The sequence below is a fragment of the Methanopyrus sp. SNP6 genome (genome assembly GCF_002201895.1).
Lineage (GTDB): Archaea > JAADCQ01 > Methanopyri > Methanopyrales > Methanopyraceae > Methanopyrus.
In genome coordinates this window covers 814,338-837,196 of the sequence record NZ_CP019436.1, presented here as the reverse complement: position 1 = coordinate 837,196, position 22,859 = coordinate 814,338, and the positions used below count along the sequence as shown (strand labels likewise).

General features: G+C 58.8%; 26 protein-coding genes and 2 tRNA genes. 7 read left to right on the top strand and 21 right to left on the bottom strand.

Annotation, left to right across the window (positions count from 1 at the left end):
* Positions 1 to 2 precede the first annotated feature (2 nt).
* Complete coding sequence (locus BW921_RS04780) at positions 3 to 314, top strand: UPF0058 family protein (protein WP_088335770.1); 312 nt, start codon at positions 3 to 5, stop codon at positions 312 to 314.
* 237 nt (positions 315 to 551) lie between these two features.
* Here the strand turns inward: BW921_RS04780 and BW921_RS04770 are convergent, their stop codons facing one another.
* The gene (locus tag BW921_RS04770) at positions 552 to 1,214 is read right to left on the bottom strand and encodes a hypothetical protein (RefSeq protein WP_168168760.1); all 663 of its coding nucleotides are present in this window, start codon (positions 1,212 to 1,214) and stop codon (positions 552 to 554) included.
* A gap of 28 nt (positions 1,215 to 1,242) precedes the next feature.
* On the opposite strand from BW921_RS04770, the gene map reads away from it, so the two are divergent.
* Complete coding sequence (gene map / locus BW921_RS04765; RefSeq protein ID WP_168168759.1) at positions 1,243 to 2,115, top strand: type II methionyl aminopeptidase; 873 nt, start codon at positions 1,243 to 1,245, stop codon at positions 2,113 to 2,115.
* Here map and BW921_RS04760 read toward each other — a convergent pair.
* Positions 2,081 to 2,461 carry a PPC domain-containing DNA-binding protein gene (locus tag BW921_RS04760; protein WP_168168758.1) on the bottom strand — a complete coding sequence of 127 codons (381 nt, stop codon included), beginning with the start codon at positions 2,459 to 2,461 and terminating at the stop codon, positions 2,081 to 2,083. The two genes, map and BW921_RS04760, sit on opposite strands and share 35 nt — an antisense overlap.
* A gap of 58 nt (positions 2,462 to 2,519) precedes the next feature.
* Here BW921_RS04760 and BW921_RS04755 point away from each other — a divergent pair, with 58 nt between their 5' ends.
* Positions 2,520 to 3,536 carry a DNA polymerase subunit beta gene (locus tag BW921_RS04755; RefSeq protein ID WP_148688785.1) on the top strand — a complete coding sequence of 339 codons (1,017 nt, stop codon included), beginning with the start codon at positions 2,520 to 2,522 and terminating at the stop codon, positions 3,534 to 3,536.
* On the opposite strand, the gene hpt is transcribed toward BW921_RS04755, so the two are convergent.
* Genes hpt through BW921_RS04740 form a run of 3 tightly spaced genes read right to left on the bottom strand, consistent with a single transcriptional unit; the run spans position 3,527 to position 5,286 of the window.
* Positions 3,527 to 4,090, bottom strand: a complete 564-nt coding sequence (hpt, locus tag BW921_RS04750; protein ID WP_088335765.1) for a hypoxanthine/guanine phosphoribosyltransferase — start codon at positions 4,088 to 4,090, stop codon at positions 3,527 to 3,529. The two genes, BW921_RS04755 and hpt, sit on opposite strands and share 10 nt — an antisense overlap.
* Positions 4,091 to 4,103: 13 nt before the next feature.
* A complete protein-coding gene (locus BW921_RS04745; RefSeq protein WP_148688784.1) occupies positions 4,104 to 4,751 on the bottom strand; it encodes a DUF5612 domain-containing protein in 648 nt (215 codons plus the stop codon).
* A 1-nt stretch (position 4,752) separates the two neighbouring features.
* Complete coding sequence (locus BW921_RS04740) at positions 4,753 to 5,286, bottom strand: PUA domain-containing protein (protein WP_157666002.1); 534 nt, start codon at positions 5,284 to 5,286, stop codon at positions 4,753 to 4,755.
* Here BW921_RS04740 and thiL point away from each other — a divergent pair.
* Positions 5,270 to 6,199, top strand: a complete 930-nt coding sequence (gene thiL / locus BW921_RS04735; RefSeq protein ID WP_168168757.1) for a thiamine-phosphate kinase — start codon at positions 5,270 to 5,272, stop codon at positions 6,197 to 6,199. The genes BW921_RS04740 and thiL overlap by 17 nt on opposite strands.
* Positions 6,200 to 6,227: 28 nt before the next feature.
* Here the strand turns inward: thiL and BW921_RS04730 are convergent.
* From BW921_RS04730 to BW921_RS04710, 5 genes are all read right to left on the bottom strand, one after another.
* Positions 6,228 to 6,318 (bottom strand) — tRNA-Ser (locus tag BW921_RS04730).
* Positions 6,319 to 7,358: 1,040 nt separating this feature from the next.
* Positions 7,359 to 7,586, bottom strand: coding sequence for a hypothetical protein (locus tag BW921_RS04725; RefSeq protein ID WP_148688781.1), 228 nt, complete (start codon positions 7,584 to 7,586; stop codon positions 7,359 to 7,361).
* Positions 7,587 to 8,069: 483 nt separating this feature from the next.
* On the bottom strand, positions 8,070 to 8,423 hold the full coding sequence (locus BW921_RS04720) for a 3H domain-containing protein (protein WP_168168756.1): 354 nt from the start codon (positions 8,421 to 8,423) through the stop codon (positions 8,070 to 8,072).
* Positions 8,407 to 9,219 carry a TrkA family potassium uptake protein gene (locus BW921_RS04715; protein ID WP_168168755.1) on the bottom strand — a complete coding sequence of 271 codons (813 nt, stop codon included), beginning with the start codon at positions 9,217 to 9,219 and terminating at the stop codon, positions 8,407 to 8,409. The genes BW921_RS04720 and BW921_RS04715 overlap by 17 nt, the downstream gene beginning before the upstream one ends.
* Before the next feature lie 158 nt (positions 9,220 to 9,377).
* Positions 9,378 to 9,467 (bottom strand) — tRNA-Leu (locus BW921_RS04710).
* Between the two features lie 771 nt (positions 9,468 to 10,238).
* Between BW921_RS04710 and BW921_RS07780 the strand changes: the two genes are divergently transcribed.
* Positions 10,239 to 10,382 (top strand): transposase, encoded by a 144-nt coding sequence (locus BW921_RS07780; protein WP_168168754.1) that lies wholly within the window; start codon positions 10,239 to 10,241, stop codon positions 10,380 to 10,382.
* 208 nt (positions 10,383 to 10,590) lie between these two features.
* On the opposite strand, the gene BW921_RS04700 is transcribed toward BW921_RS07780, so the two are convergent.
* From BW921_RS04700 to BW921_RS04685, 4 genes are read right to left on the bottom strand one after another with little or no spacing between them, the layout of a single operon-like run.
* Complete coding sequence (locus BW921_RS04700; protein ID WP_148688777.1) at positions 10,591 to 11,373, bottom strand: tRNA-dihydrouridine synthase; 783 nt, start codon at positions 11,371 to 11,373, stop codon at positions 10,591 to 10,593.
* 22 nt (positions 11,374 to 11,395) lie between these two features.
* On the bottom strand, positions 11,396 to 12,136 hold the full coding sequence (locus tag BW921_RS04695) for an ABC transporter ATP-binding protein (RefSeq protein ID WP_148688776.1): 741 nt from the start codon (positions 12,134 to 12,136) through the stop codon (positions 11,396 to 11,398).
* Positions 12,127 to 12,882 carry an ABC transporter permease gene (locus BW921_RS04690; RefSeq protein ID WP_148688775.1) on the bottom strand — a complete coding sequence of 252 codons (756 nt, stop codon included), beginning with the start codon at positions 12,880 to 12,882 and terminating at the stop codon, positions 12,127 to 12,129. Before BW921_RS04690 ends, BW921_RS04695 begins: the two co-directional genes overlap by 10 nt.
* Positions 12,883 to 13,842 carry an aliphatic sulfonate ABC transporter substrate-binding protein gene (locus BW921_RS04685; RefSeq protein WP_168168753.1) on the bottom strand — a complete coding sequence of 320 codons (960 nt, stop codon included), beginning with the start codon at positions 13,840 to 13,842 and terminating at the stop codon, positions 12,883 to 12,885.
* A gap of 51 nt (positions 13,843 to 13,893) precedes the next feature.
* On the opposite strand from BW921_RS04685, the gene BW921_RS04680 reads away from it, so the two are divergent.
* The gene (locus BW921_RS04680) at positions 13,894 to 14,364 is read left to right on the top strand and encodes a RecB-family nuclease (RefSeq protein ID WP_168168752.1); all 471 of its coding nucleotides are present in this window, start codon (positions 13,894 to 13,896) and stop codon (positions 14,362 to 14,364) included.
* Here BW921_RS04680 and BW921_RS04675 read toward each other — a convergent pair.
* From BW921_RS04675 to BW921_RS04665, 3 genes are read right to left on the bottom strand one after another with little or no spacing between them, the layout of a single operon-like run.
* On the bottom strand, positions 14,358 to 15,368 hold the full coding sequence (locus BW921_RS04675) for a class I SAM-dependent methyltransferase family protein (protein ID WP_148688772.1): 1,011 nt from the start codon (positions 15,366 to 15,368) through the stop codon (positions 14,358 to 14,360). The two genes, BW921_RS04680 and BW921_RS04675, sit on opposite strands and share 7 nt — an antisense overlap.
* 12 nt (positions 15,369 to 15,380) lie before the next feature.
* On the bottom strand, positions 15,381 to 15,860 hold the full coding sequence (locus BW921_RS04670; protein ID WP_148688771.1) for a hypothetical protein: 480 nt from the start codon (positions 15,858 to 15,860) through the stop codon (positions 15,381 to 15,383).
* On the bottom strand, positions 15,851 to 18,220 hold the full coding sequence (locus BW921_RS04665; RefSeq protein WP_168168751.1) for a 6-pyruvoyl-tetrahydropterin synthase-related protein: 2,370 nt from the start codon (positions 18,218 to 18,220) through the stop codon (positions 15,851 to 15,853). Before BW921_RS04665 ends, BW921_RS04670 begins: the two co-directional genes overlap by 10 nt.
* Before the next feature lie 17 nt (positions 18,221 to 18,237).
* On the opposite strand from BW921_RS04665, the gene BW921_RS04660 reads away from it, so the two are divergent.
* The gene (locus tag BW921_RS04660) at positions 18,238 to 18,702 is read left to right on the top strand and encodes a DUF123 domain-containing protein (RefSeq protein WP_148688769.1); all 465 of its coding nucleotides are present in this window, start codon (positions 18,238 to 18,240) and stop codon (positions 18,700 to 18,702) included.
* Here BW921_RS04660 and BW921_RS04655 read toward each other — a convergent pair.
* The 4 genes from BW921_RS04655 to BW921_RS04640 form a co-directional block, all read right to left on the bottom strand.
* Positions 18,671 to 19,543, bottom strand: coding sequence for a methyltransferase domain-containing protein (locus BW921_RS04655; RefSeq protein ID WP_148688768.1), 873 nt, complete (start codon positions 19,541 to 19,543; stop codon positions 18,671 to 18,673). The genes BW921_RS04660 and BW921_RS04655 overlap by 32 nt on opposite strands.
* Positions 19,544 to 19,744: 201 nt before the next feature.
* Complete coding sequence (locus BW921_RS04650; RefSeq protein ID WP_088335749.1) at positions 19,745 to 20,356, bottom strand: hypothetical protein; 612 nt, start codon at positions 20,354 to 20,356, stop codon at positions 19,745 to 19,747.
* A 5-nt stretch (positions 20,357 to 20,361) separates the two neighbouring features.
* Positions 20,362 to 21,645: a thiamine-phosphate synthase family protein gene (locus BW921_RS04645; RefSeq protein ID WP_148688767.1), complete on the bottom strand. Its 1,284-nt coding sequence runs from the start codon at positions 21,643 to 21,645 to the stop codon at positions 20,362 to 20,364.
* Between the two features lie 116 nt (positions 21,646 to 21,761).
* Positions 21,762 to 22,841: a formate--phosphoribosylaminoimidazolecarboxamide ligase gene (locus BW921_RS04640; RefSeq protein ID WP_148688766.1), complete on the bottom strand. Its 1,080-nt coding sequence runs from the start codon at positions 22,839 to 22,841 to the stop codon at positions 21,762 to 21,764.
* Positions 22,842 to 22,859 lie beyond the last annotated feature (18 nt).

Here is a 22,859-nt window from a genome sequence, read left to right as displayed (position 1 = left end):
AGATGAAAAAGGACGAATTCTTCCTCCTCCACTCGGTTCTTTACTATGTTCTGGAGTATCTAAAAATGGAAGGGAAAACTAGGGAAGACGACGTAAAGTTGTACGATGAGTTCAACGTGAAACCGGGCCATCTACACAAAACAAAACTACAGCACAAGTGTGCCGTGTTCCTGCTAGCTTACGTTATCGCCAGGGCTATCAGCTCAGAACTACCGAAAGCGGAGGGATTGGGACAGAGGCTGGGGAAGCTGCTGGAAGAACTCTTCGAGGAGCTGAAGAGAAGGGGTGAAGAAGTTCCAGTTGAACCTCCGTAGTAAGCGGTGGCTACGTGTCGTGTTTTTGGTATCCCTAGCACCCGCGGCGTACTATTACCCCGAGTGGATGTGCATCGTAGCCGCCGTGTTTCTAGCCGTAACTCACGTAATCTGCCCCGGAGAGGGAGACGGCTTAGCACTCGCCATAATATTCTTAGCGTGTCTCGCCGGGCGGGACCTTCTGAACGGTCTTTTCCATCTGTCGGTCCCAGCAGTTTGTCTCGGAGGGGTGGGCGCCTACTTCTGGAAGCACCGGGACACCCTCCTGAATCGTACTTGATCGATCGCCCGAGCTACGGCTTCCCAAACCCTACCTTCCCTCAACCGGTAGGGAGGTATGGCCCTTACTACGATCGCGTCATCGCGTCGCCTCACCTCTTCCGGATCTGAATTAGGGATGAAGTAATCCGAAGTGTCGGAGACCCGGAGCCCCACAACATGGTGCCCTTCAGAGGCGGATCTCACAGCCTCCTGAAGCACCGCCAAGAATGCCGTGTGAAGATCAGGTAAAGGTTGCCCTCCGACCTCGGGTAGCAGCATCGTGTGATCCAGGTCACGTAAACACTCCCTGAATCCGGGGTTCTCGTACTTGAACATAAGAACGAGGACGTGAGACCGAAGCAGACGGTATTCTGAGTAGAAAGTCAGCGGCTCGATCAGTAGCAGCGTATCGGACGCAGGCTCCTCGACCACTGGCAAGCCCTTCAGACCGTCCACTTCCGAAGAGACCAGCCGGACGTCCAAGCCCTTGTTTATCAGTCGTCGCGCGAGCTCGATGTTGAACACCGTGCATCCGAGTACGTCGAGGGAACTATCCCTGATCACCTCGAAAACGCTTAGGGCCGCGACGTCCGCGATGCGTCGCACTATATCCAGCACGGATACTCTAACCGTTTCCACGGGGCGTCTCCCCCCCGGGGGACTGGACGTGAACGATGAGTTCCGGGAAGCCGGAAAGGTGGTCAAAAGGGTTCTACGTAGGGCTGCCCGGGAGGTCGACGTTGGAGACAAGCTGCTGGAAATAGCCGAATACCTCGAGGATTGCGTGAGGGATCAAGGTGCAGAACCGGCATTTCCGGTAAACCTGTCGCTTAACGAGGTGGCGGCTCATTACACGCCGAGCCCGGATGATGAAATCGAGATATCACCAGGGGACATCCTGAAAATCGACATAGGTGCTCACGTCAACGGTGCCATCGGAGACGCGGCGATCACGTTGTCCTTCGACAACGACCTAGGAGAACGGTTGGCGGAGGTCGCCCGCGAGGCCCTAGAAGCGGCCATAGCGATGATTCGACCGGGCGCCGAGTGTCGCGAAGTCGGAAGGGCCATCGGCGAGGTGTGTCGAGACTACGGCTTCAAGCCGGTTATCGGACTCACAGGTCATCAGATCGAACCGTGGAACCTACACGCCGGCGTTTCTATCCCCAACGACGATCTGCCGGGATACAAAGACAAGCTCGAGGAGGGGATGGTACTGGCAGTCGAACCGTTCGTGACCACTGAGGACGGAAAAGGGGACGTGAGACCCGGCTCGACCGTCGAGATTTTCTCGGTGCGGAACCCCAATCAACGGTCTCGCTTAGATCTGCACCGAATATACGAGGATCGGAAGTCACTGCCTTTCGCTCGACGTTGGGTGAAGGAAGCCACAAGAATGAAGTTCGAACTGATAAGACTGAGTAAGCTTGGAGCCGTGAAAGCCTACCCAGAGCTCGTCGAGGTGAACGGGGAACCGGTTGCCCAGTGGGAACATACCGTGATGATTACCGAGCGCGGGTGTCGCGTGCTGACGGAATAACGCGGGCTAACTCCATATGCCCGGTGTGAAGGTCATGTTCACGCTCGAGGCGCGCACTCAGTCTGAGTAGTACCAACTCCACGGTGGTGTAGACCTCGAATCCCTTGACATGCCCAGATAGTATGTGCCCGTTCTCGTCAGATACCGACGCGTGCAGGTGATAGGAACCGTCGTCGAACAGCAGCCCTTCAAGTGAGATCAGCTCGAACTTCCCGCGAGTCTCGAAGACTGGAGTGTCCCCCAACCTCCACCGGAGCGCGCGGACGCTCCCCTTACCTGAAACCACGACGGAGTTCCTCCACCTGTTCGTGTTAACACTCTCCGGGAATCGCTCGCCGGGTTCCAATCGGACCACTCGCAGCTCAGCACCTTCAACACACTCCTCGATCAGCGGGGTGTCCCCCTTGTACCCGATGCTGCGCGACTTCCTCGTAACGGAGGATGCCGTGTTCTCGGTGATATCTTACGTCCATCCGGAGGACGGTTTCCTGGCGCTGATGCGGTACGTGAGGGATCCAGAGGGAGATAGGATTCGCAGACCTACAGGTGAAAGGTATCGTAAAGTAAGCTTCGAGGAATCGTTCGAAATCCTCAAGGAGCGACACCCGGAGTACGTCCGGAAGGTCAGGGGGGACTTCTACGATCAAGTGGTGCCATCGGAGGATGTAGTGGAACACTTACACCCGAGGGATCGTATGGATAGGATCTTAGAAGAACCGAAGGACGATCTAGAAGAGATGGCCGCTAGAGCCGTGCTGGAACTCGCCGAGGACTCCGGAGTACCGGAGTCCCAGTTCGGGGTCACAGGATCGCTGTTACCTGAACTCCACGATCCGGCCGAATCGGACCTGGATGTGGTCGTCTACGGTGTTCAGGAGTTCCTCGCGGTACGTGATGCGATCTTACGGATCCAGGAGACCGGCGAGGGTCGGGATCTTCTGAGGGCGCTGGACTACGATCACTGGGAGCGCGTATACCGGAGGAGATCCCCAGAGCTCGACTTCGAGGAGTTCCTACGGCACGAACTGCGTAAGGGGAATAGGGTGGTCATCGGCGATCGGGTGTGTGACGTGTTGCTCGTACGCGACGAATCGGAACTCTCCGACGTCAGGTGGGAAGAGTTCGAGACCGTCGAAGAGAACGTTCGACTAGTCTGCGAAGTCCTCGACGATTCGTTGGCGTTTGACTACCCCGCGCGATGGAAGGTCGAAGTGGTAGAGTCGGACACCGAGAAAGGGTACGGAGTGACCGAAGTGAGGAGTTATACACACACCTACGTGGGTCAAGCGTTCGAGGGAGAGGTTATCGAGGTCTCCGGAAAGCTCGAGCGGGAGAGGAACTCGGGAGAACTGATAGCGATCGTCGGGAGCTCCAGGGAGGCGGAAGGGGAGTGGATCCGCGTCCTCAAAGATCAGCGATAGCACGACTCGACCACGCTCACACCGTCCTCCGACACCTCCACTCGAACCAAGTACTTGACGTCGATCCCTGTTTCCTCCTTAACTCTGCCGAGACCTCCCCTGGCCACCACGACCACCACGTCTTCGATCTCGGCCCCGACGTCGTCGAGGGCGTTGATTAACCCGACGAGAGTTCCACCTGTACTGATCACGTCGTCCACGACCACGACTCTGTCCCCTTCGGACACGCCGTTCAGGTACAGCTTCTCCACACCGTACCCTTTCTCCTGGATGATCTCCACCTCACCGTCTAACCCGTACTCACGTTTCCTGACTATCACTAACGGACGGTCCAACATGTCCGATAGAAGGGCTCCCAGGTGGATCCCCATGGCCTCCACACACACGATCTTATCGAAGTCTGTGCTGTTTAAGGCGCGGACGATCCTGTACGCAACTTCACGGAGTAACTCGGGCGGGAGCTCCGGGACACCGTCCGTGATAGGATGTACGAAGTACCAGTATCCGTCACGGTTCACCACGGGCGCCTCCTCCAAGGACTTCTCGAGGAGCATGGAAGTACCCCCGTCAGAACTTCCTACCCCTAACCCTGGAAAGGTCGAAGACCCCGGCGTCGGAGATAGCCATGACGGCCATGACACCGGCTTGAACGGGGTCCGTCACCACGAGGTCCGCAACCTCGGGAACGCTCCCAGCCATGTTCAGGGATATCACAGGTATCCCGTGTTCCTCGCGGAGCTCTTGAACTGCCTCCGTGATCTTCCCCCCCATCAGGGACCCCGCGAGAACTAAGATTCCCACCCTAGGCAGACGGGCCACGGCCCGGACGGCTTCCGCCAGGTTTTCCTCACCGACTAGCGGGATAGTGTCAACGCTGATGCGTTCACCTCGGATGTTATGACGGTCCGCCTCGGTGATCGCGCCTCGGGCAACTTCGGCGACCTGAGCTCCTCCTCCCATCACGATCACGCGCTTGCCGTATATCTCCTTCAGGGGCTTCAGCACGCGGACCTCTCGGACGACGTCCAGTGATCTCAGCTCGGAGACGAGTACTTTGGGCCGCTCTACACCCTCGATCTCCATGTACAAGCGGGCCAGCTCGCCCTCGGAGTCCTGCTGGATGTGGACTATGTTACCACCGTGGTCCGCGATGACGCCGGCGATCGCTTTAAGAGCACCAGGAACGTTGTCTACGTCCATGCTAATGGCAAGCATCTCAACCTCCCCTCCGGAGATACCAGCCACGATCGATCACGTTATCCACCACGGGACGACCATCTTCGGAGAACCGAAGGCGACCCACTCCGACGCAATGCTCCCCAAGATCGTCACGATATACCACCGCGACCAGTCTGGGTTCCTTCGGACCACGGATTTCGACGATACTCTCGGGGAGCACGTCTCGACCGTAGGTGAACAGCACCGCCGCCCGTTCCGTCACGTAAGTCTTTATTTCATCGACGTGACGCGTGAGTTCGCGCGCACCTTCGACGTGAATCCTCAGATCACCTCGGGCCGACCTCTCACAGAAGGGTCGACCGACCAGGAACGGGTCCGCGCGCTCGGGCAGATCGGCCGGGTCGAAATCCACCCGGTTCATTACGAAGTACTCCGTCCATCTACCCTCGAGCTTAATGAGACGGAAAGATCTCACAACGTGGGCTACACGTTTGCAGCTGAACTTCCTCGCCATTTCATCCGCTATCGAGTCGAGCTCCTCGCGGGGGACGCGCTTGAGCTCCGGCTTCAAGGGGCCGTCACCCCGGACGTGGCGGCCGAAGGAAGAAGAAGAATTGATCAAACACATCGTGGAGGCGTGTCCCACCGAGGGATCATGGGTCGAAGCAGGGGAGGACGACGCTGCTGTCCTCCCGGACGGAACCGTCGTCAACTTCGACGCTATGACCCGATCTAGGCACGTGCCGAAGGAGCTCAAGGACCGAGATCTGGGCTGGAAGTTCGTGGCTTCAGTGGTGAGCGACGTCGGCGCTATGGGAGGAGAACCGAGTTTTTTCGGGTTCTCCGTCTGCCTAGACGACGAGGTGGACGTCGAGCAGCTCATACTCGGAATATCCGAAGGACTACGGGAGTTCGGGACGTCTCTGGTAGGTGGAGATATCGTGGAAGGGGATGAGCTCGCCCTCTCGGGTACGTGCTTGGGGAAGCTAAAAGGCGAACCGCTGCTGATGTCGAACGCCCGCCCTGGTGACTTGGTAGCAGTCACGGGGCCGTTAGGCGGCCCCAACGCGTTCGTGAGGGCCATACTCAACGGTTTAAAACTGGAGGAAACGTTGTACGAGCGGTTCGCACGACCGAGACCACCAGTGGAGGTGGGTGTGGAGCTCGCACGGAGTGGCTATCGCGTCGCTGTCACGGACATTAGCGATGGACTTCTGGCGGAGGCGGAAGCGATCGCGAGACGATCCGGGGTGGCGATCGAGATCTACGCGTGGGAAGTACCGGTGGATGAAGGCGTGAGGGAGATCGCGAGAAGGTTGGGTGTGAACCCGGTGGATCTAGCGCTCGAGGGCGGAGAAGATTACGAGTTTTTGATCTGCGGTCCAGAGGACGTGATTGAGGAGTTCGATCTGACGACGATCGGGAGGGTGACGGAAGGCGATGGGGTTAGAGTCGTTAGGGACACACGAGCTCGGTATGAATAACGTTACGGTACTCATAACAATTTCGAATTGGCGCCGGGGCCGGGATTTGAACCCGGGCGGCCCATACGGGCCACGGGATCTCAAGTCCCGCGCCTTAGACCGGGCTCGGCCGCCCCGGCTTTCTCCAACGATTAACCACGAAGCTAGCCACTAATAACTTTTCCGTCGCCTGGCTAGCCGATGATTAGCAGGTTGGCATAACACAGCGACGTGGTGGGTTTTCCAGGACGGTTACATCGTGACGTCTCTTAGCGTTAACATCGACTCTACGTCTCCCGAGCAGCAACTGCCACGGCATTCTGCGCCGATCTAACTCCGATGAACGACCAGGAAAGGGGGTGGCCCGAAGTGTCGCTGCGGAGGGAGAGCCAGGGACAGCAGTGAACTGTGAAGGAAATCCGAACGCTCTTAATGAGCTCGCATTGGCACCGACACATACGGAGCTAACCAAGAAATACGAAGTGACGCTCACCTCACCCGGACCCGCCGCCTGAGGCTTTCCCACCGGAAAATGACGTTATGGAACCGTAATAGGATTCCCCATCGGATGCCTCATGCGAGTCCTGAACGGCGCGCTCTAGCTCTCGCGCTCGTTCGTCGATAACATCCTGATCACCCCGCTGAGGCTACAGCCCGAGGACGCGCTCCTCCGGCTTATCCTCTGCCTCGCCATGGTAGCCAACCGGTGTTACTTCGACCAGCTCGCCTACACCAGTATGTACGTCGAGGAAGGTGTGATGGGGGGCGCTCCCGCTGGAACTCTGTGGCTCCGACTCGTAGCGGCCGGCACGGGCCTGCCTTTACCGCTGGCCGGAGGTCTTCGACGGCTCGTTCAGTGAGTGCTGGACGAGGTGTGCCCTCTATGGGCGGAGATTGGTGGGACGTCCCCAAGTGCGTCCTGCTAAACCCTCCCCTAAGGTTACGTCGAGTCCGTCCGAGGAGTTGATCCGGTCGACGCGGTCTTTTAGCTAGCGTCGTGAGGTCCAGGGAGAACTAGTCACCGTTCCCTCGATCCGCTGGCCCACTCGTTTCACACCGCTTCCGAGGCCGCTGAGAATCGGAAGCCCCACGCCGAATTATCAGGTGGACGTGGTGACCGTGCTCCCGAGGTACCTGGTGACCACACGTTGCCCGGCGTTTGCCATCCCATCACTATCGCCTAGAGATAGGAGTTTACCGTTTTCCAGACCTTCCAGAGTCCGAGCACGGTCTTCACGAATCTCTGGGCGCGCTCGAGCTGACCCCGTAGCCCAGTCGAGCACGCGGGCTCGAGGTCGAAGGCGAGTGCCTGGGTCCGGACGATCAGTCGGCGTACGGCGCAAGCCTCGCGTGATATCCCGAGCGCTGTGCGAAGGTGCCGGGCGGCGATTCGGGCGAGTTTGAGCACGCGCTCCCTCGGCTGTTCGGCCAGTCGACGAACTCCACGCTCGAGTTACCATTCCACAGGTAGATTGGCCGAACCCGTCGGTATCGCTTCGTCCGCTCGAAATACGCGACGTAGTACAGGTCACACATCCACCCGAAACCTTACAACACGTCTTCCGCAGCCTCGGCTTGACATCACGTCGGTGCACTTTCGAAGGATCCGCATGCACCGAATTCGCTCCACCGGATCGGCAGGTAGCGGAACGTCCTGCTGTGGTATACGCCTGTACCCCGGATGGATCCGCTGCCGTCCTTTTGTAAATCGTTGCGAGATGATAGATATTCCAGACTTACAGTACATCTCAAAGATAGGGGAGAATCTGAGACTTGAGCATCACCTGAACATCGATCGAAGACGATTACAGAAGAGTGGGCCCGAGGAGCGTGACGGTGAGTACAGGACCGGCAACGGAGTGCGGGGGCAGCTCGGTAGTAGGCACGGGAGTCACTCGCCTCGGAGCCGCTCGATCTCTTTGAAGATCTCGTCGGTGGTGAGGTCGACACCGACGAGATAGCCGCGTCGGTCGAGCTCCCGGAGGATGCGCTCGCGCTCCTCTTCGTTATGGACGATGACGTAGTAGGTGTGGACGTTCTCAGAGACCTTGTAGAGATCCTCCAGGGTTCGCTTCCTTTCTGGGTACTTCTCTAGACTTTTGATGAACTTCATCACCTCGTCCATTGAGCTTATCACGACATCCCTACGGATCGGTGACTTCAACGGCGGAGTGTAGTACTCTACGCACTGCACCACACCGCCGTTGCCGATTATGATCCACATGACGTCAGAGATCTCGTCCACGGAGTGCCGCACCGTCACTCTGAACATCGTGGGGGAGAGCCGCCCGCACTATATGACGGGACGCGCAGTCGTACAGGAAGAGTACCTCATCAGCCCCGGCACGCTCCATCATCTTGGCGCCCTCACGGCTGTTGGCGACGGCGACGACGTGGAGATCCCGCCTGAAGTTCTTCGCGAGTAGAGTCACGAAGACGTTAGTGCGGTCGTCACCCGTCGCCACAACTATGCCGCGGGCGCCCTCGACGTTGGCCTCTCGTAGCGTGTTTTCCCTCGTCGCGTCGCCCAGGACCGCGGGGAACCCTTGGTACACGGCTCGCTCGTAGGCCTCCTCGTCTTTATCCACCACCACAATGTCGAACTTGTACCGTTCCGAGAGTAACCTGGCGACGCGGCTACCCGTCCTGCCGAACCCGCACACGATGATGTGGTTCTCGACCTCCTTTATCCTCCTCCGGAGAACGTCCTCCTTGATCGCCAAGGGGAGCTCCCCTCGTAAGACGAGCTGGATGATATCTCCCAGGGCGTACGAGGCCACGCCGATCCCGGAGAACATGACGACGACGGAAAGCAGGCGACCCACTTCCGTGGTGGGAACGACGTCGCCGTACCCCACGGTTGTGATCGTGGCCGCAGTGAAGTACAGGCAGGTCAGCAGCGGCCATCCCTCCAGGAAGTGGAAGACGACCGTAGACACCAGGAGGATCGATGACAGCGCGGCCAGAGATCGTCGCACCGCGGGGATCCTCAGTAGGGTACGCAGGACGGATACCAAGGAACGGCCGCGTCCAACCGTCACGGTGTCACGATCCCCCGCCGCTCCTCGGGTGCCCTTGAAGTCCCGGGAAACCGCCCGACTACCTCCGGACCCGACGTCGGCGTACGGCGTGGACGGTCGCGGGGAACGTCGCTTCAAGAGTCCGAGCAATCGTTATTATCTTCGTAACGATTTCCGGTTGGTGCGGGGGCCGGGATTTGAACCCGGGACGGCCCTACGGCCACGGGATCTTAAGTCCCGCCCCTTCGACCAGGCTCGGGCGCCCCCGCACCTCTCCCAGCCCCGGATGAGTATTACGACGCTAAAAAACTTTCTCTCATACGCTATCGTGAACCGAGAGCCGAAGATTATCGATACGTTCAACAATGGACGCGAGTACGACACATACCGCATACATAGTAGGAGAATACTTAAGGTCTAAATTATAATCAAAGGGAATTAAATTTCGTAGTCAAAATATGAATATCACTCGGTAAGACCGAGAGTACTGACTGATCATGGAAAAAATCATCTGATTTGGACTTCTTGGCTAATATGTGTATTACAGCTTACAATGAGTTAAATTACCTGGAACATCGCGCATTCTTCTGTGATAACGTTATCAAAACTGTCGCACTCGAAGTCCGATCCGACCTTTAAGTGCGTGTACTAGAATTACGGGTCTGACCTCGGGACGCAAACAGCAACTGCGAATCGAACAAAGAGCACTGTAGCCCGGCGATCCTATATGTCACAGCTAACCGGGCGCAGATGTTTCCCGTCAATCACCTCGGTACTGAAAGCACGCACGGGGTCGGGAACTCGGGATAGCCTTTCTGGCCAACCAGGACCGTGGCGTTGTCCACTTCTCCGGATTCAGCAGTGTCGTTAGCGATCTTACCGGAATAGGGTTTAAGCATGGGAAGGCCCGTGGGACCCGGCTCGAGTTCTCAAGATGGTTTCTCAGGCGACCCAGTCATGCATCTAAGAGCGAGAACGCCGACAAACTAGTTCTAGAATTAAAGTGGTGGAGGTTCCACTGTACACTTCGATCATGCCAGTTGTGTAGCGAGAAGCCACAAGAAGGCTGCAGGTCTCGTGGATTGTTCGTCTGCCCGCACTGCGGCGTGGCGATGAAGGCGGACGTCACGGTGGCTTTCAACGTCATGGAACGCGGAAGCGAGAGAGTACAAGCCGAGGACTGAGCTCATTAGCGTGCTCGGAGCCTACCCTCCGGAGTAAGTAATAATCGGGTTCACCGCACGATCGGAGGGATGGCCAGTCGGACAGCGACCCTGAATCGGCGACTCTTATGAGCCGTGGGTTAACGACCGTCCTCACGTGCGGGCAAGTCCTGCCCCTTCGCTCCATTCCGGGAGCGGTGCGTCACGTGTCCCGCTACCGTTTCTTCCTCTACTCTTCAAGTGCGGTATACTGAGCGAGTCGTTCGAAGACGTCCCAATCTCCCTCTAGGATCGGTCGGCCTATAGACACGGCGGAAGCGCCGGCCTCGAACATGGCGCGTACGTCTTTCGGTGAGCGGATCGAGTTGTTTCCTATCACCGGAACCCCAACCCGAGCCGCCGCCCGGACGTACTCCAGCTCGTACGTCGGTTCGCCTGGTTTCATGGCGTCCACGTGTAGGATGTCCACCGACGAGTCCCGCAGGGCCTCTAGCGCGTCTTCGAACGCTGGATGTGGTCCACGAAGCTTCACTGAGACGTACACATCGTGCTCCGCAACCGCTTCAACTATCTCGACCAGCCGTGTCCGATCCTCGAGCAGCGCCTCGCCCGCACCCACTCGGACGACCTCGGGTTGTCGACAGTGAGTGTTGATTTCGATGATATCCACGAGGTCCGCAAGTTCACCAGAGAGCTTCTCTGCCCCATGGGAATCCGTGAACCTTACGTTCACGGCCACCGGTACCTCCACGTCGACGCGCGATAGTTCTTCCGGCAGACGGTCGGGCGGCACCGCGAACTCGTCCCGTCGGCGTGCCACCAGCTTCGAGGCCCGGTAAGTGGCGTCGTCGCCGGGGTAACCGCCGAGTATCACCATCCCCACGCCGTGGCGCTCCAGCTCGGGCGCCAGATCTGGCCCCGTGTGACCCGACATTGGGGCGTTGAACGTGAGCGAGGGGCAGCCCAGCCGTTTCCAGAACCTGAGAGCCTCGGACCGGCAAACGCTCGTCACGGTTCGGCTAACCCTCTCGTCATCATCGGCTTCCGATCATGTCGAGTATTCGGGCCCGCAGCTCGACGAACTCCGGGTCGGTCCTGTCCCTGGGTCGTGGTAGGTCGATATCGACTATATCGACTACCTCGGCGGGCCTGGGTGAGAGCACCATCACGCGGTCGGCCAGGAACACCGCCTCCTCGACGTTATGCGTCACTAGGAGGATGGTTCGCCCCGTTCTCTCCCATATTTTCAGAAGCTCCTCCTGCATCTTGTTGCGCGTCTGGGCGTCCACGGCAGCGAACGGCTCGTCCATGAGCAGGATCCTGGGCTCGGCCGCAAGTGCTCTGGCGATGGCGACGCGTTGCTTCATGCCGCCGGAAAGTTGCTTGGGATAGGCGTCCTCGAACCCTTCGAGTCCCGGGACGACCTTGAGGCACTCCCGAGCGATGCGCTCAGCCTCCTCCGGGTCCTTTCCTTGCATCAGTGGGGCGAACATGACGTTCTCCAACACGGTTTTCCACGGGAAGATGGCGTACTCTTGGAAGACCAGAGCGCGGTCGGGTCCGGGCTCCCGAACCTCCTTTCCATCCACCAGAACCTTGCCCGCGTCGTAGTCCTCCAGTCCGGCGATTATCTTGAGGAGAGTAGTCTTACCGCACCCGCTGGGACCCACGATCGCGAAGAACTCACCTTCCGAGGCCTCGAACGTGATGCCGTCCAGCACCTTCAGGTCGTCGTAGCTCTTGTGCAGGTCTTCAACCTTCAGGATCACTTCCATGCGAGCGCCCTCCTCTCGAAGTATCTGAACCCGCGGTCCATCACGAGGCCCAAGAGACCGATCGTGATCATGCCCGCGATAACCTGGTCGGTCGCCAGTATACGCTGTGCCTCGATGATCATGTATCCGAGTCCGGACTTCGCCGCGATCATCTCGGCAGCCACGACGCACATCCAGCCGACTCCCAGTCCCACCCGCAGGCCGGTGAAGATGCTGGGTAGCGCCCCGGGCACCAGTACGTGCCGGATCAGCGCAGTGTCGTCAGCACCCAGGTTGAGGGCCGCCTCGATGTAGATTCTGTCGACACCCTTGATACCGGAGATAGTGTTGATCAGTATCGGGAAGAACGAACCCACGAAGATGATGAAGAACGCGGACGGGTCGCCGATCCCGAACCACACGATGGCCAGTGGTATCCACGCTATCGGCGGTATCGGACGGACGATCTCGATCAGGAGGTCCATCGCTGCGTGAGCCGTACGGTACGTCCCCATCAGGACGCCCAGCGAGACCCCCGCGACCGCCGCGATCGAGTACCCGACAGCCACCCGGTAGAGGCTGGTTATCGCATGTTTCAGTATCTCCCCAGGCATATCGACGAACACCGAGAAAACTTGGGAGGGAGGGGGAAGGAGGACCGGATTGATCAAACCGAGTCCGCTCACAGCCTGCCAGATTGCGAGCACGGCTACCGGCGCCGACACCTTCAGCAGGGTTTCGAGCCGCTCATCGTAGTTCCGTATCACTTAACCGGCCACCTCCTTGAGCAGTTTCAGGTCGATGAAATCGGACCAGTCCGGTAGTTTTTTGATGTAACCGAGTTGCTTGAGGAACCTGGCGAACATCTTGATGCTATCCACGTCCAAGTCCACGGAGTAGCGAACGTGTTGCATCGCCTCTCTCTCCACTTCCTCTGGCACTTTTAGCTGATTCGCCGTGATCTTGGCGGCCTCGTCGGGATGCTCCTGCACGTACTTCGTGGCCATCACGTGGACCCGAAGTACCTTCCTAGCGAGGTCCGGATGGCGCTCGATGAAGTCCTTCCGCATCACGAGCACGCAACACTGGTGGTGGGGCCATATCTTACCTGTGTCCATGAGCCGGACGCCGAACCCCTTCTTGACTGCCATCGCCGGACCCGGCTCGGGCTCGATGAACGCATCGATCTGCTTCGCCCCGAGTGCGTTCACGGCGTCGGCCGTCTTCATCTCGACGATATCCACGTCCTTATCGGGGTCCAGGCCCGCCCGCTTCAGCGCGATTCTCAACATACAATCCTGGATGGATCCCTTCATGAGCTCCGCGACCCGCTTACCCTTCAAGTCCTTGATGCCTTTGATCTCGCCGGCCTCATCCTTACGCACCACGATCGCGGAACCCTCTTGGTTCACTCCCGCCACAATCTTGATCGGCACACCTTTGGAGTACGCCGTGATCGCAGGAACGCACCCGATGTAAGCGACGTCGATCTTACCTGCCGCCAGCGCCTGCGTCTCCGGCGGTCCGGCCTTGAACTCGTACGTCTCCACCTTGATTCCTTCCTTCTCGAACATTTTCTTGGCCATGGCCACGAAGAGAGCCGCATGGTGGTCACTGGGTTGATAACCGATCCGGACTACGTTAGACGTCGTCGTGTAATAGTAATATCCTAGCGCACCGCCGAGGACCGCCACGATGACTATGCCTAGCGCTACCACCTTCTTCACAAGACCACCCCCCAGAGTCCACTCTCGTACTTAATATTTGGGGGTTTCCATGTGATTCCCGTGACTGTAGTGTACCACAACGTGCACAGTCCCAGAAAAGTGGAGGAGATAGCCAGGACTGTAGCCGGTTTCGGAGTGAAGCGGTTCGTTATCAGCAGAGCACTCGGTAGTGCGGCCCAGGAAGGGGTGCCCAAAGCTCAAAAGATCTGCCTGGAGGCCGGGATCGAGCTCCTGTTCTTCCGGGATCTGAAGGAGGCACTGGAGGTGCTTTCCCCGGATGTGACGTACATGGCCGAGGACGCCGAGCACGGTGGAGCGAAGCCACTTGACTTCGACGCCGTAGCCGAGGAGATTCGGGAGAAAGAGGTCTGTTTCGTCTTCGGTAGCGCCAGGCCGGGATTGACGAAACAGGAGCTCGAGCTCGGTGACGAGGCCGTGTACGTGGGTACGGAGCGTAACGTGGGTGAAGTTGGTGCCGTGGCTATCCTGCTTCACGAACTGAGGAAGCGTCTGAATCAGTGAACGCGGACCACAAGCCGGTATAGCGACTCCTCCGGAGAGTACGGCTTCACTTCCCGGTGAGACTCGAGTTCCACTGGTCTATCGATTTTCCTCCGGAGCTCTTCGAACGCTTCTTCGGCGTTCGGGACGATCCGATAGTAAATCAACCTACCTTCGGGCCGTACACACCGTACCGCGGTTTCGACGAACCGATGCGCCATCTTGGGTACATTCATTATCACGTAGTCGAACTTCCCCACCAGCCGTGACACTTCGCGTGCATCGCCCAGGAAAGCCCTCGCCTTGACCCTATTCAACCGGAGATTCTTCAGGAGATACCTGTATGCGACGGGGTTCAGTTCGCAGGCGGTGACATCTACGCTCGGGACGAACCGTTTCAAGATCACCGTGATGGGGCCCACGCCGGCGAAGAGATCGAGTACTGTGGATCCTTCCTTCACAACGTCCTCGGCGAGCAACCGACGCTCGGTGGCCAGCCTCGGGTTGAAGTAGCACCGAGCCAGATCGACCCGGAACCTGCACCCGTGTTCTCGATGTTCGGTCATCGCGGGGCCCTTTCCGGCTATACGGCGAAGGTCTCGAACGCGGAAGATCCCCCGGACGGGACCGCGCTCGAAGACCGCCCTGACCCGTCGGTGAACCTTCATGATCGCTCGGCCGACTTCGCGTTCATGCCCACGCAACTCGTCGGGAATCTGAACCACGGCCACGTCGCCGATCACGTCGTAAGGTACGGGCACGGACCATCCGAGGCTGTCCTCGAGGACATCCTCTACGCTCCGGTGTTCGACGGTCCGTTCGAACTCGGCTTCACCAGCTTCGTAAGGTACCCCGAGCTCCTCAAGCACACTGCACGCACGTCTGACATCGCGTACTGGAAAAAGCACCATGTCCTCCTCCCGTCGCACCTTGGCGTTCCTGGCGAGAAGATCCTCCCTAGACAGTGCCCTTCTAGCGCGTTCCGCCATGTATTTGGGGACTGCGACGTAGGGGAGTTCGGGCACGATTGAGACCCCTCAGATCAGCGGCATCAGCGGAAGAACGCGTATCTTTGTCGTCCTACCGTGACTGACGAGCACCAGGTAACCGGATCTGTTGAAATATGCGGAGAACCCGGGTGTATCGATGATATCGAAGGAGTACATGACACCGTGTGCAGATACGTAAGGACGGACGGAACACGGGCCGTGAATCACGACCGCGTCGCCGTACGACTTCACCTTGACCCTACCGACACGCAGCGAACTCGGTGAGAGGCGCACAGGTTTCCCTCGATCTCCTAACTTTACCAGAACGGCGGGGTCGTAGGCCACTGTCAAGGTCGCCCTTCCCCGGTACGGGTTCAACGTCAGCTGCGTGGTGGTTCCCGTCGACTGGTAAATCCCTGCGCTCATCCGGACCATCTCGTGTGGGATACCCCAGTTCACCACGGTCGACGTCCATCCAATCCCGTACAGCAGTGACAGTGTAACCAGCACGGCCCTGATCACATCCATAATAGCATCGCCCCGAGCGCCAGAATGCCTAGTACGGCCGCAGCGTAAGAGCCGTAGGACAGGAGCTGTGGTAGTTCGTACCTCAGTATGGTGTCTCCGTGGGCTCGCACCAGCATCTGTCCACATGAGGCAGGATAAACGGGACCGTCGGAAGACCGCCACGCGGGAAAGTACTTGACCTTCAAGTACACCCAACCATTACCACGCACTCGCATCATGGTCGGATCACCACGGTACTCCAGGTGAACTCGAGTGGGTTTCCCGGAATCGAACCCTCGCAAGACCCCATTGACGAATTTCCGCTCCTTATCCGTCGGTAACCTAGGCATGCGGTACCCTTCGGTTTGCACCTCCTTGATGAGCCTGTGGAATCGCATGACGAAGTATACCACGTCCACACCACATACGCGGACGAGCCCGTGACCGACGCGCACGTCCTTCCACCATCTGCCATCCACTCGGTACGCGAACGGCAGGTACTTCCTGAGTGGAACGAAAGAAGGTGGACTGGCCGGACTTACCTTGACACCGAGACGTTCAACGGCACGGGCGACCCGAGGGTCGAAGACCGGTAGGATGAGCAGTACCCTACGACCCTCACGAGCTAACTTCACCGCCCGGTCCACGTCGCCCGGTGTCAGAGGTCTCACGATCACTCTGTCGAACTTCCTCGCGTCGCGAAACGTGGCGTCGACGAACACGTACCGGTTACCGGGAGTCGCGACGAAGTTGAGGAGCGTAGTGTAATACGCGTTCTCGGTCCTAAGGCCCAAGCGACGATCCACTACCGCTATCGGGTGTGGGACGACGCACGCGGAACCACCATGGCCTAAGAACTCGAACACACTGTAGTCACCGGCCTTCTTCCGTAGCACGAAACCCGGCTCCCGGGACAACTTCTTCGATAGCAGCGAGGATTTCGTCAATAAGTACCGGGTGTTGGTCGCCCAGAGCGAGGTTTTGAGTGCGTTGGTATCGTATACCCAACCGAGCTCCCACTCCCAGCGAGCAGCTAGGGAAAAGAACATCGGATCTCCTTGAGAGAACCACCCCATGATCGTCGGGTGTCCGGAGTACATCGGTGAAATCGGGACGCTCGCGTCGAAAAGATGCGTGTAAGGGTCAGCATCGCAACGGGCGGTGTACGAGTCGTCCGGCCAGCTGTCCTTCATCCATTTCCATAACTTCACGGCCGAAGGAGTGACGTGTGGAGGCTCCGGAGGAACGTACGTCAGAGCCCCGATGCTACCGGAGAGGAGCAAACCCGCAACTCCTAGAGGAACCACCCAAGCAGCTCTTATCGACCGGAGCAATTGACGAACGACTGGGGCCGCCGCCACCGCTAGCAGCATCGGCATGAGGACCGTCGTGTAACGCTCCGCGAGCATGTTCTTACCTAGGGGGAGATACTTCCAGTACCCTAGAACGAAGGCGAAGGCCACCACGATCGAGATCACGCCCCAGAACAGCGCGAACAAGCCGAACCCGGTGCGACGTCGAATCTCGTAGGTGACGCCCACGATGCCGGTCGCCGTTACGAGCAGTCCGGTGGACCATTTGCCACCCACGGCCAGGTCTTTCAGAACTCCCGCAACGGAACCAGGCGGGTACAACCACAGCTCCGATAGGAACCTCTTGTAGTAGATCGCTGCCGCGTAGTGCGGGAACGCGATCGCGAACCCGACGACAACGGGTGCCGTGGATCGCAACAGGAACCCGGGAGTTCGGAACTCCTCCCGGAACAGGGCTTCGGCGACCCAACGGGTCAGGATTAATCCTCCGGAAAGTAGACCGCCGAGCGGATGGGAGTAATAGGCGGGCACCAGGAATAACGTCGCATAGGCCAGATGACACCTCTCACCCCGTAACCACCGTTCATAGCAGGAAAGCGCCAGGAACCCGAACCCAAGGGATAGGATCGTCGGGTAAACGCCCTCCCAGTTCAGCGCTTTCATGAACCCTCCGGAAGTGAGGCCCAGAAGCGCGCAGATTACGGCTATCTTTCTAGCGTACCCCCGAGCCCGAACGAGCGCGTAGACGCCCACTCCGATTAACGCGGAGGCGGCAACCAGGCAGACAACAAACGTCCGTACCGGATCCTTGACCACCGCGTTTACGGCGGCGCCGATTAGGTACCCCAAAGACCCGTAGTACGTGAGGTACGGGAATCCCGAGTACCACATCGGACACCACGGGTCCCATCGACCGTCGGCGAGCATGTGGTATGTGTACCAGATCTTGAGCACGTGAGCGCGCGAGTCTCTGCTTAAAAGTGGGTGCATCAGGTTCCCCGCGTTGGCTACTACCGCACCCACCAGGATCACGAGTAACGCCAGGACCAAACGACCGTGGCCAGACAATTTGGGGGTACTCCCCCGTGCTGCCGGATCACGGTTCGTACGCTCTCGTCTTCCGCGTGAACAGACGTGTCGAGGTGAACGCAGGAAGCTTGGGAGACGTGATCGTGGAGGCCGGGAGCTGGACCTACATCGGGTCTGGTATGGGACGGGGTCCCTCCGGGCTAAGGGGTCGCCTTGGGCGTCACTTAAAATCGGCTCGGGAGGGAGCGGAGCAACCACACTGGCATATCGATTACTTGCTTTCCCAGGCACGACCGGAGGTCGAGGGCGCTTGGATAATGGAAGGCGACCGTGAATGTGAGCTGGCGGCAGCACTGTCGGGTATGGTGTCCGGGATTCGAGGATTCGGATGCTCAGATTGCCACTGTGAAACCCACCTATTCCGCGCAGGGATCGCCGAGACGGCGGAAGCCGTCAGACGGGTCGGTGGTGGGACGTTCTTACCCACCCCTACACTCGAGCACTGGGTTTCTCAGCGGTGATTAACCCCCACTTCCGGTCCACGTCTACCACCTCGAACCCCACGCGTGTGAGACGACGGGATACCCCAGCGAGCACGTCCTTCCCACGATACCGGCTCCCAGGAGCTCCGACGTAATGGACGAGCCGGCCGCCGGGCCGTAGAAGCCTCAGTAACTCGCGATAAAAATTCTCGGAGTACAGTTCACCGGCTCTAGCCAATCTAGGGGGGTCGTGGACGATAGCGTCGAATTCGTCATCGAGGGACGGAACCACTTCCTCCGCGGGACCTAACAGAATATCAACCCCCTCTAACCCTCGCGACCAAGGGTTCGCACCGGCGATTTCGAGGACGTTCCTGTCCTTTTCGACGGAGATGACATCCGCACCGCGTTCCACGGCCCGCAGTGCGGTGTAGCCTAATCCAGTGCATATGTCGAGGACGCGATCCCCACCGGACACCCCGATTCTACCCACCTTAACGCCGGCATCGGTCCAAGGATCAGTCCACTTAGTGCGGTGCATCCTGATGCCGTCGATCTCGATAGTCGGCGCTTCGCCGGGTCTTACCGGGAGGAGTTTGTAGTAGTGCTCGGCCCGGATCTCGATTTTGTATATGCTATCGGTAGTCAGCCCGTAAGCGCCCTTCCACTCCGTCATAGACTCAAGGTCGTCCCGAGTTAACTCCACGCCCTCGACGATGACTGCATCACCGTCAATCCAGACTTTCCCAGAGCGCAAGCCCAGGTCTAATCGGATTTCAGCTTCCTCTTCGCCCTTCTCTATGACGCGTAACAGTTCCTTGGCCTCGAAGTAGGACACGACGGTGACAAAGTCCGCGGGGCGGATCGTGTACCGACGCAAGCGACCCCCCACACCGCGAAACGTTACGGTACGAATAACGTTTCCGGAGGTTTGTGATCGGCGAAAGAGCTCTCACCGGCGGGTCAGCCGGACCTACGCGATCCAAAGGGTAACGGAAGGCGCTGGAAAACTCCAGGCCGCTCCCATAGCAGCCGCCGATCCTCGCAGCCCCGGATGAAGCTGTTTTTCCGTCGTGCGATCTTACACCCGGGAGAGCGATAGACCACGGAGAGCTTCTTCTGCCAGGGTCCTTACGCGGTTGCGTTTGAGGTCCCGAACCAACCCTTCAACGCCGTTCTCCGCCACCAAAACAGCGATCACTGGCACCGCTTCGCTGGCGTATCTGAGGCCTAGATCCTCGACATCCACTATCACCGTACCGTCCCGAAGCTTCGCCGAACGTACACGATCGAACTCGCGAGGGCCCGTACCGGGAGAGTACAGGCGACGACCGACGACGACAACGTCCGCAAGTCTAGCTACTTCAAGTGTTTTGGGATGGTCACCTGTGTTCACACCGACGACCACGGTCGGATCCGGGGACACGTCCGGCACGTCGGGTGGCACGTTCAGCGCGGTAGCCACCACAGTATTCGAACTCTCACTCCTCAGCCGTCGCAGGAACTCCTTCCAGGGTTTTTCGTCCTTGAGACGACCGTCGTACGTCAGTGCGTCATCCTCCTGCTCGTACTTCGATAGACACTCTATCCTCACCTCGACCTTCGGCTCTAACCTTCTGATCACCCTCTTGGCGAAATCCGCATGGCTTCGAGAAATCGTATCGAGGTACAGCATTCGTTCGAACCGACCCACTTACCTCACCCCAACAACATCCTCAGCTTGGTCACGGCCTCCACGGCGCTCCTACCGAGCACGCGTATCATCGGTTCCTTGCCTACATCGCCCTCGTCGTAGATAACGTCGGGGGTGTCGTCCGATTTTCGAAACGCTACCTCGGTACCCCATTCCATCGTGGAGTCGATTTCCTCCGGCTCCTCCGACCGGTCGAACGAAGACACCACGAACCCGAGATCACGAGCCCTCTCGATGAACTCCCCGTTATAACTAGCGTTTACCGCGGCCCGGACCGAGGGATCAAGCCGATGGGCCGTCAGAGCCACGGTGCCGACGTGCTTGGAACCGCCCGGAACCGGGTAGCCGACCACGCTAGGTTCATCACCGTCGAGGACGATTCGACCCGAAAGTCCAATCACACCCTCGAGACCCATTGAGGGATCGAAGACTTCCGCTACGTTCATTCCAACCTGTGGAATTGCCCTCGCGAAGGTCGGATCCGACTCGATGATCTCGAGTGCCCGGATCACGTGCTGCATTGCCCTCCCCAACGCCGCGTCACGTCTGATTTGTGCGGCGGGATCTACCACACGACCGAAGGGCGTGTTTCGAGCCTTTCGGACCGCCGCTCTCGCGAACCGAACGGCTCGTTCTACGGCAGTCTCTGGGCCCAACCCTCGGGCCAAGAAGCACGCGAGAGCCGTGGAGAGCACGCACCCGGATCCGTGAGCGCCTTCACCCGGAGGCATCTCCCACGCGATGGTGTCCCCCTCGGCCGGCACCCATACATCGAGTCTGTCGGCGGAGTGCCCCCCCGTGACGAGGACGCCCGTCAAGCTGTACTCCTCCACCAGCTCACGGGCTGCGAGCTCAGCCTCCACCGTAGTGCGTATCCTCCTACCGACCAGCTGGCTCAACTCTTCCGTATTGGGAGTTATGATATCGACCGTCTCACCGAACGTTTCCAACGCCTCTTCAGGAGTCGCTTCAGATAACACCCCTCCGGCCTCGGCTCTGAACACAGGATCCCATACTACCGTCAGGTTACGGAGCCGTTTCGCCAGTATCTCGAAGATCTCTAAAGTGGGGACGGCCCCGACTTTGACGACTTCGCACCTCGGGACGTATCGAGCCAAGCAATCCGATAAGAACTGCGAGTCAACGGGCTCGACTAACTCGACGCCCTCATCCTGGAGCGATAGCAACGTCGGGAGAGAAATCGCTGGTATCCCGAGGACTCCGGCCGTCACCACGTCCGCCCTGAGACCGGCTCCCGTAGGATCGTGTCCAGCGACTATCAGGAGCATATCCGAGCACCCCCAACGTTATAATACTCGTAACGTTTAGGATGAACGTTTAGGTGAAAGGTAACACCGGCGGCGGCCGTACCGACGACTTGGAAAACGGTTTTCGCACGGAGAGATCAGGTTACGACGTCTTCGAGGAGCCCCTTGTCCCGAGCCTCGCGTACCTCCTTGGCTATCCTGCGACCCATGGTCACGATTTCGCCGAACTTCAGGTACGCGTACGGCAGGAAGGTCACGTTGGTACCACCGTCTATCCTGGCGGAAAGCTCGAAGACGTAGAACTCGAGGTTCTCGGTGCACAGAGTTTGGAGGCAGAACGGCCCGATGAAGCCGGGTTCCTCGATATCCTCGGACGCACGTACCACGCGATCGCCCATCTCGTACAGCTGCACCAGTAGGGACTCCCTCACGACCACGGGGATGTTACCCGAGATGACGTACGAAGGTTCCAATCCCGCTTCCAGTTGATCGCTCGCCGGCATCCGGACGAGGCCGTCGATGTTGGTCTCGTAACGTCGATCCATCCCCAGGACCTCGACGGTATCCTCCACGACCGACCGGAAGTAATGGACGCAGAAGTTGGTCCCGACCACATACTCCTCTATGTGTGCCTGCTCGAGATCTTCTTCGTCGATAACACCGTCTTCGATCAGCCGCTCCGCCTTCTCCTCGAACTCTTCCGAGTCGGAGCAGATGAAGTACCCACGCCCCCCTCTGGCCCCGGGGAACTTGACGATGACCGGGCGATCGATGTCTTCAGGTGAGTCGAATACCTTCGGTACCTTCACACCCGCCCGCTCCAAAAGCTTTCGCTCCAGATAACGCTCGCTTTCCCAGCGTAGTAACCGTCTGTTTCCGAACATTGGTACGCAAAACTCGTTTTCTATCCCGTCCAGGCCGACGTAAGCGACGAAGGACCCGTGCGGCACGACGATAGCGTTCAACTCCCGAAGACGCTCTTGAACTTCCTCGTCGAGCATGTCTTGGAAGCTCTCCACCACGATGATCTCATCGGCGACCCCGAGTCGCTCATAAGGTGTTGTGCGGCCTTCTTCGCAGACTACCACGGAGCGCAACCCTTCTTCTTTGGCGCCCTTTAGAATGTGGAGTGCGGTATGGCTTCCGAGCGTAGCTATGGACAGATCCTTAAGATCGTACTCCGAGAGGACCTCGAGGATTTCCTCCCGAGATAACAATGGCAGCCCCCCGCCCAG

Bases quoted from the DNA above. Each gene is read 5' to 3' on its own strand.
- BW921_RS04780 (WP_088335770.1), top strand. From the start codon at position 3: ATGAAAAAGGACGAATTCTTCCTCCTCCACTCGGTTCTTTACTATGTT.
- hpt (WP_088335765.1), bottom strand. From the start codon at position 4,090: ATGCTCCTCGAGAAGTCCTTGGAGGAGGCGCCCGTGGTGAACCGTGAC.
- BW921_RS04745 (WP_148688784.1), bottom strand. From the start codon at position 4,751: ATGCTTGCCATTAGCATGGACGTAGACAACGTTCCTGGTGCTCTTAAA.
- BW921_RS04695 (WP_148688776.1), bottom strand. From the start codon at position 12,136: ATGGAAGTGATCCTGAAGGTTGAAGACCTGCACAAGAGCTACGACGAC.
- BW921_RS04670 (WP_148688771.1), bottom strand. From the start codon at position 15,860: ATGGATGTGATCAGGGCCGTGCTGGTTACACTGTCACTGCTGTACGGG.
- BW921_RS04645 (WP_148688767.1), bottom strand. From the start codon at position 21,645: ATGCTCCTGATAGTCGCTGGACACGATCCTACGGGAGCCGGTCTCAGG.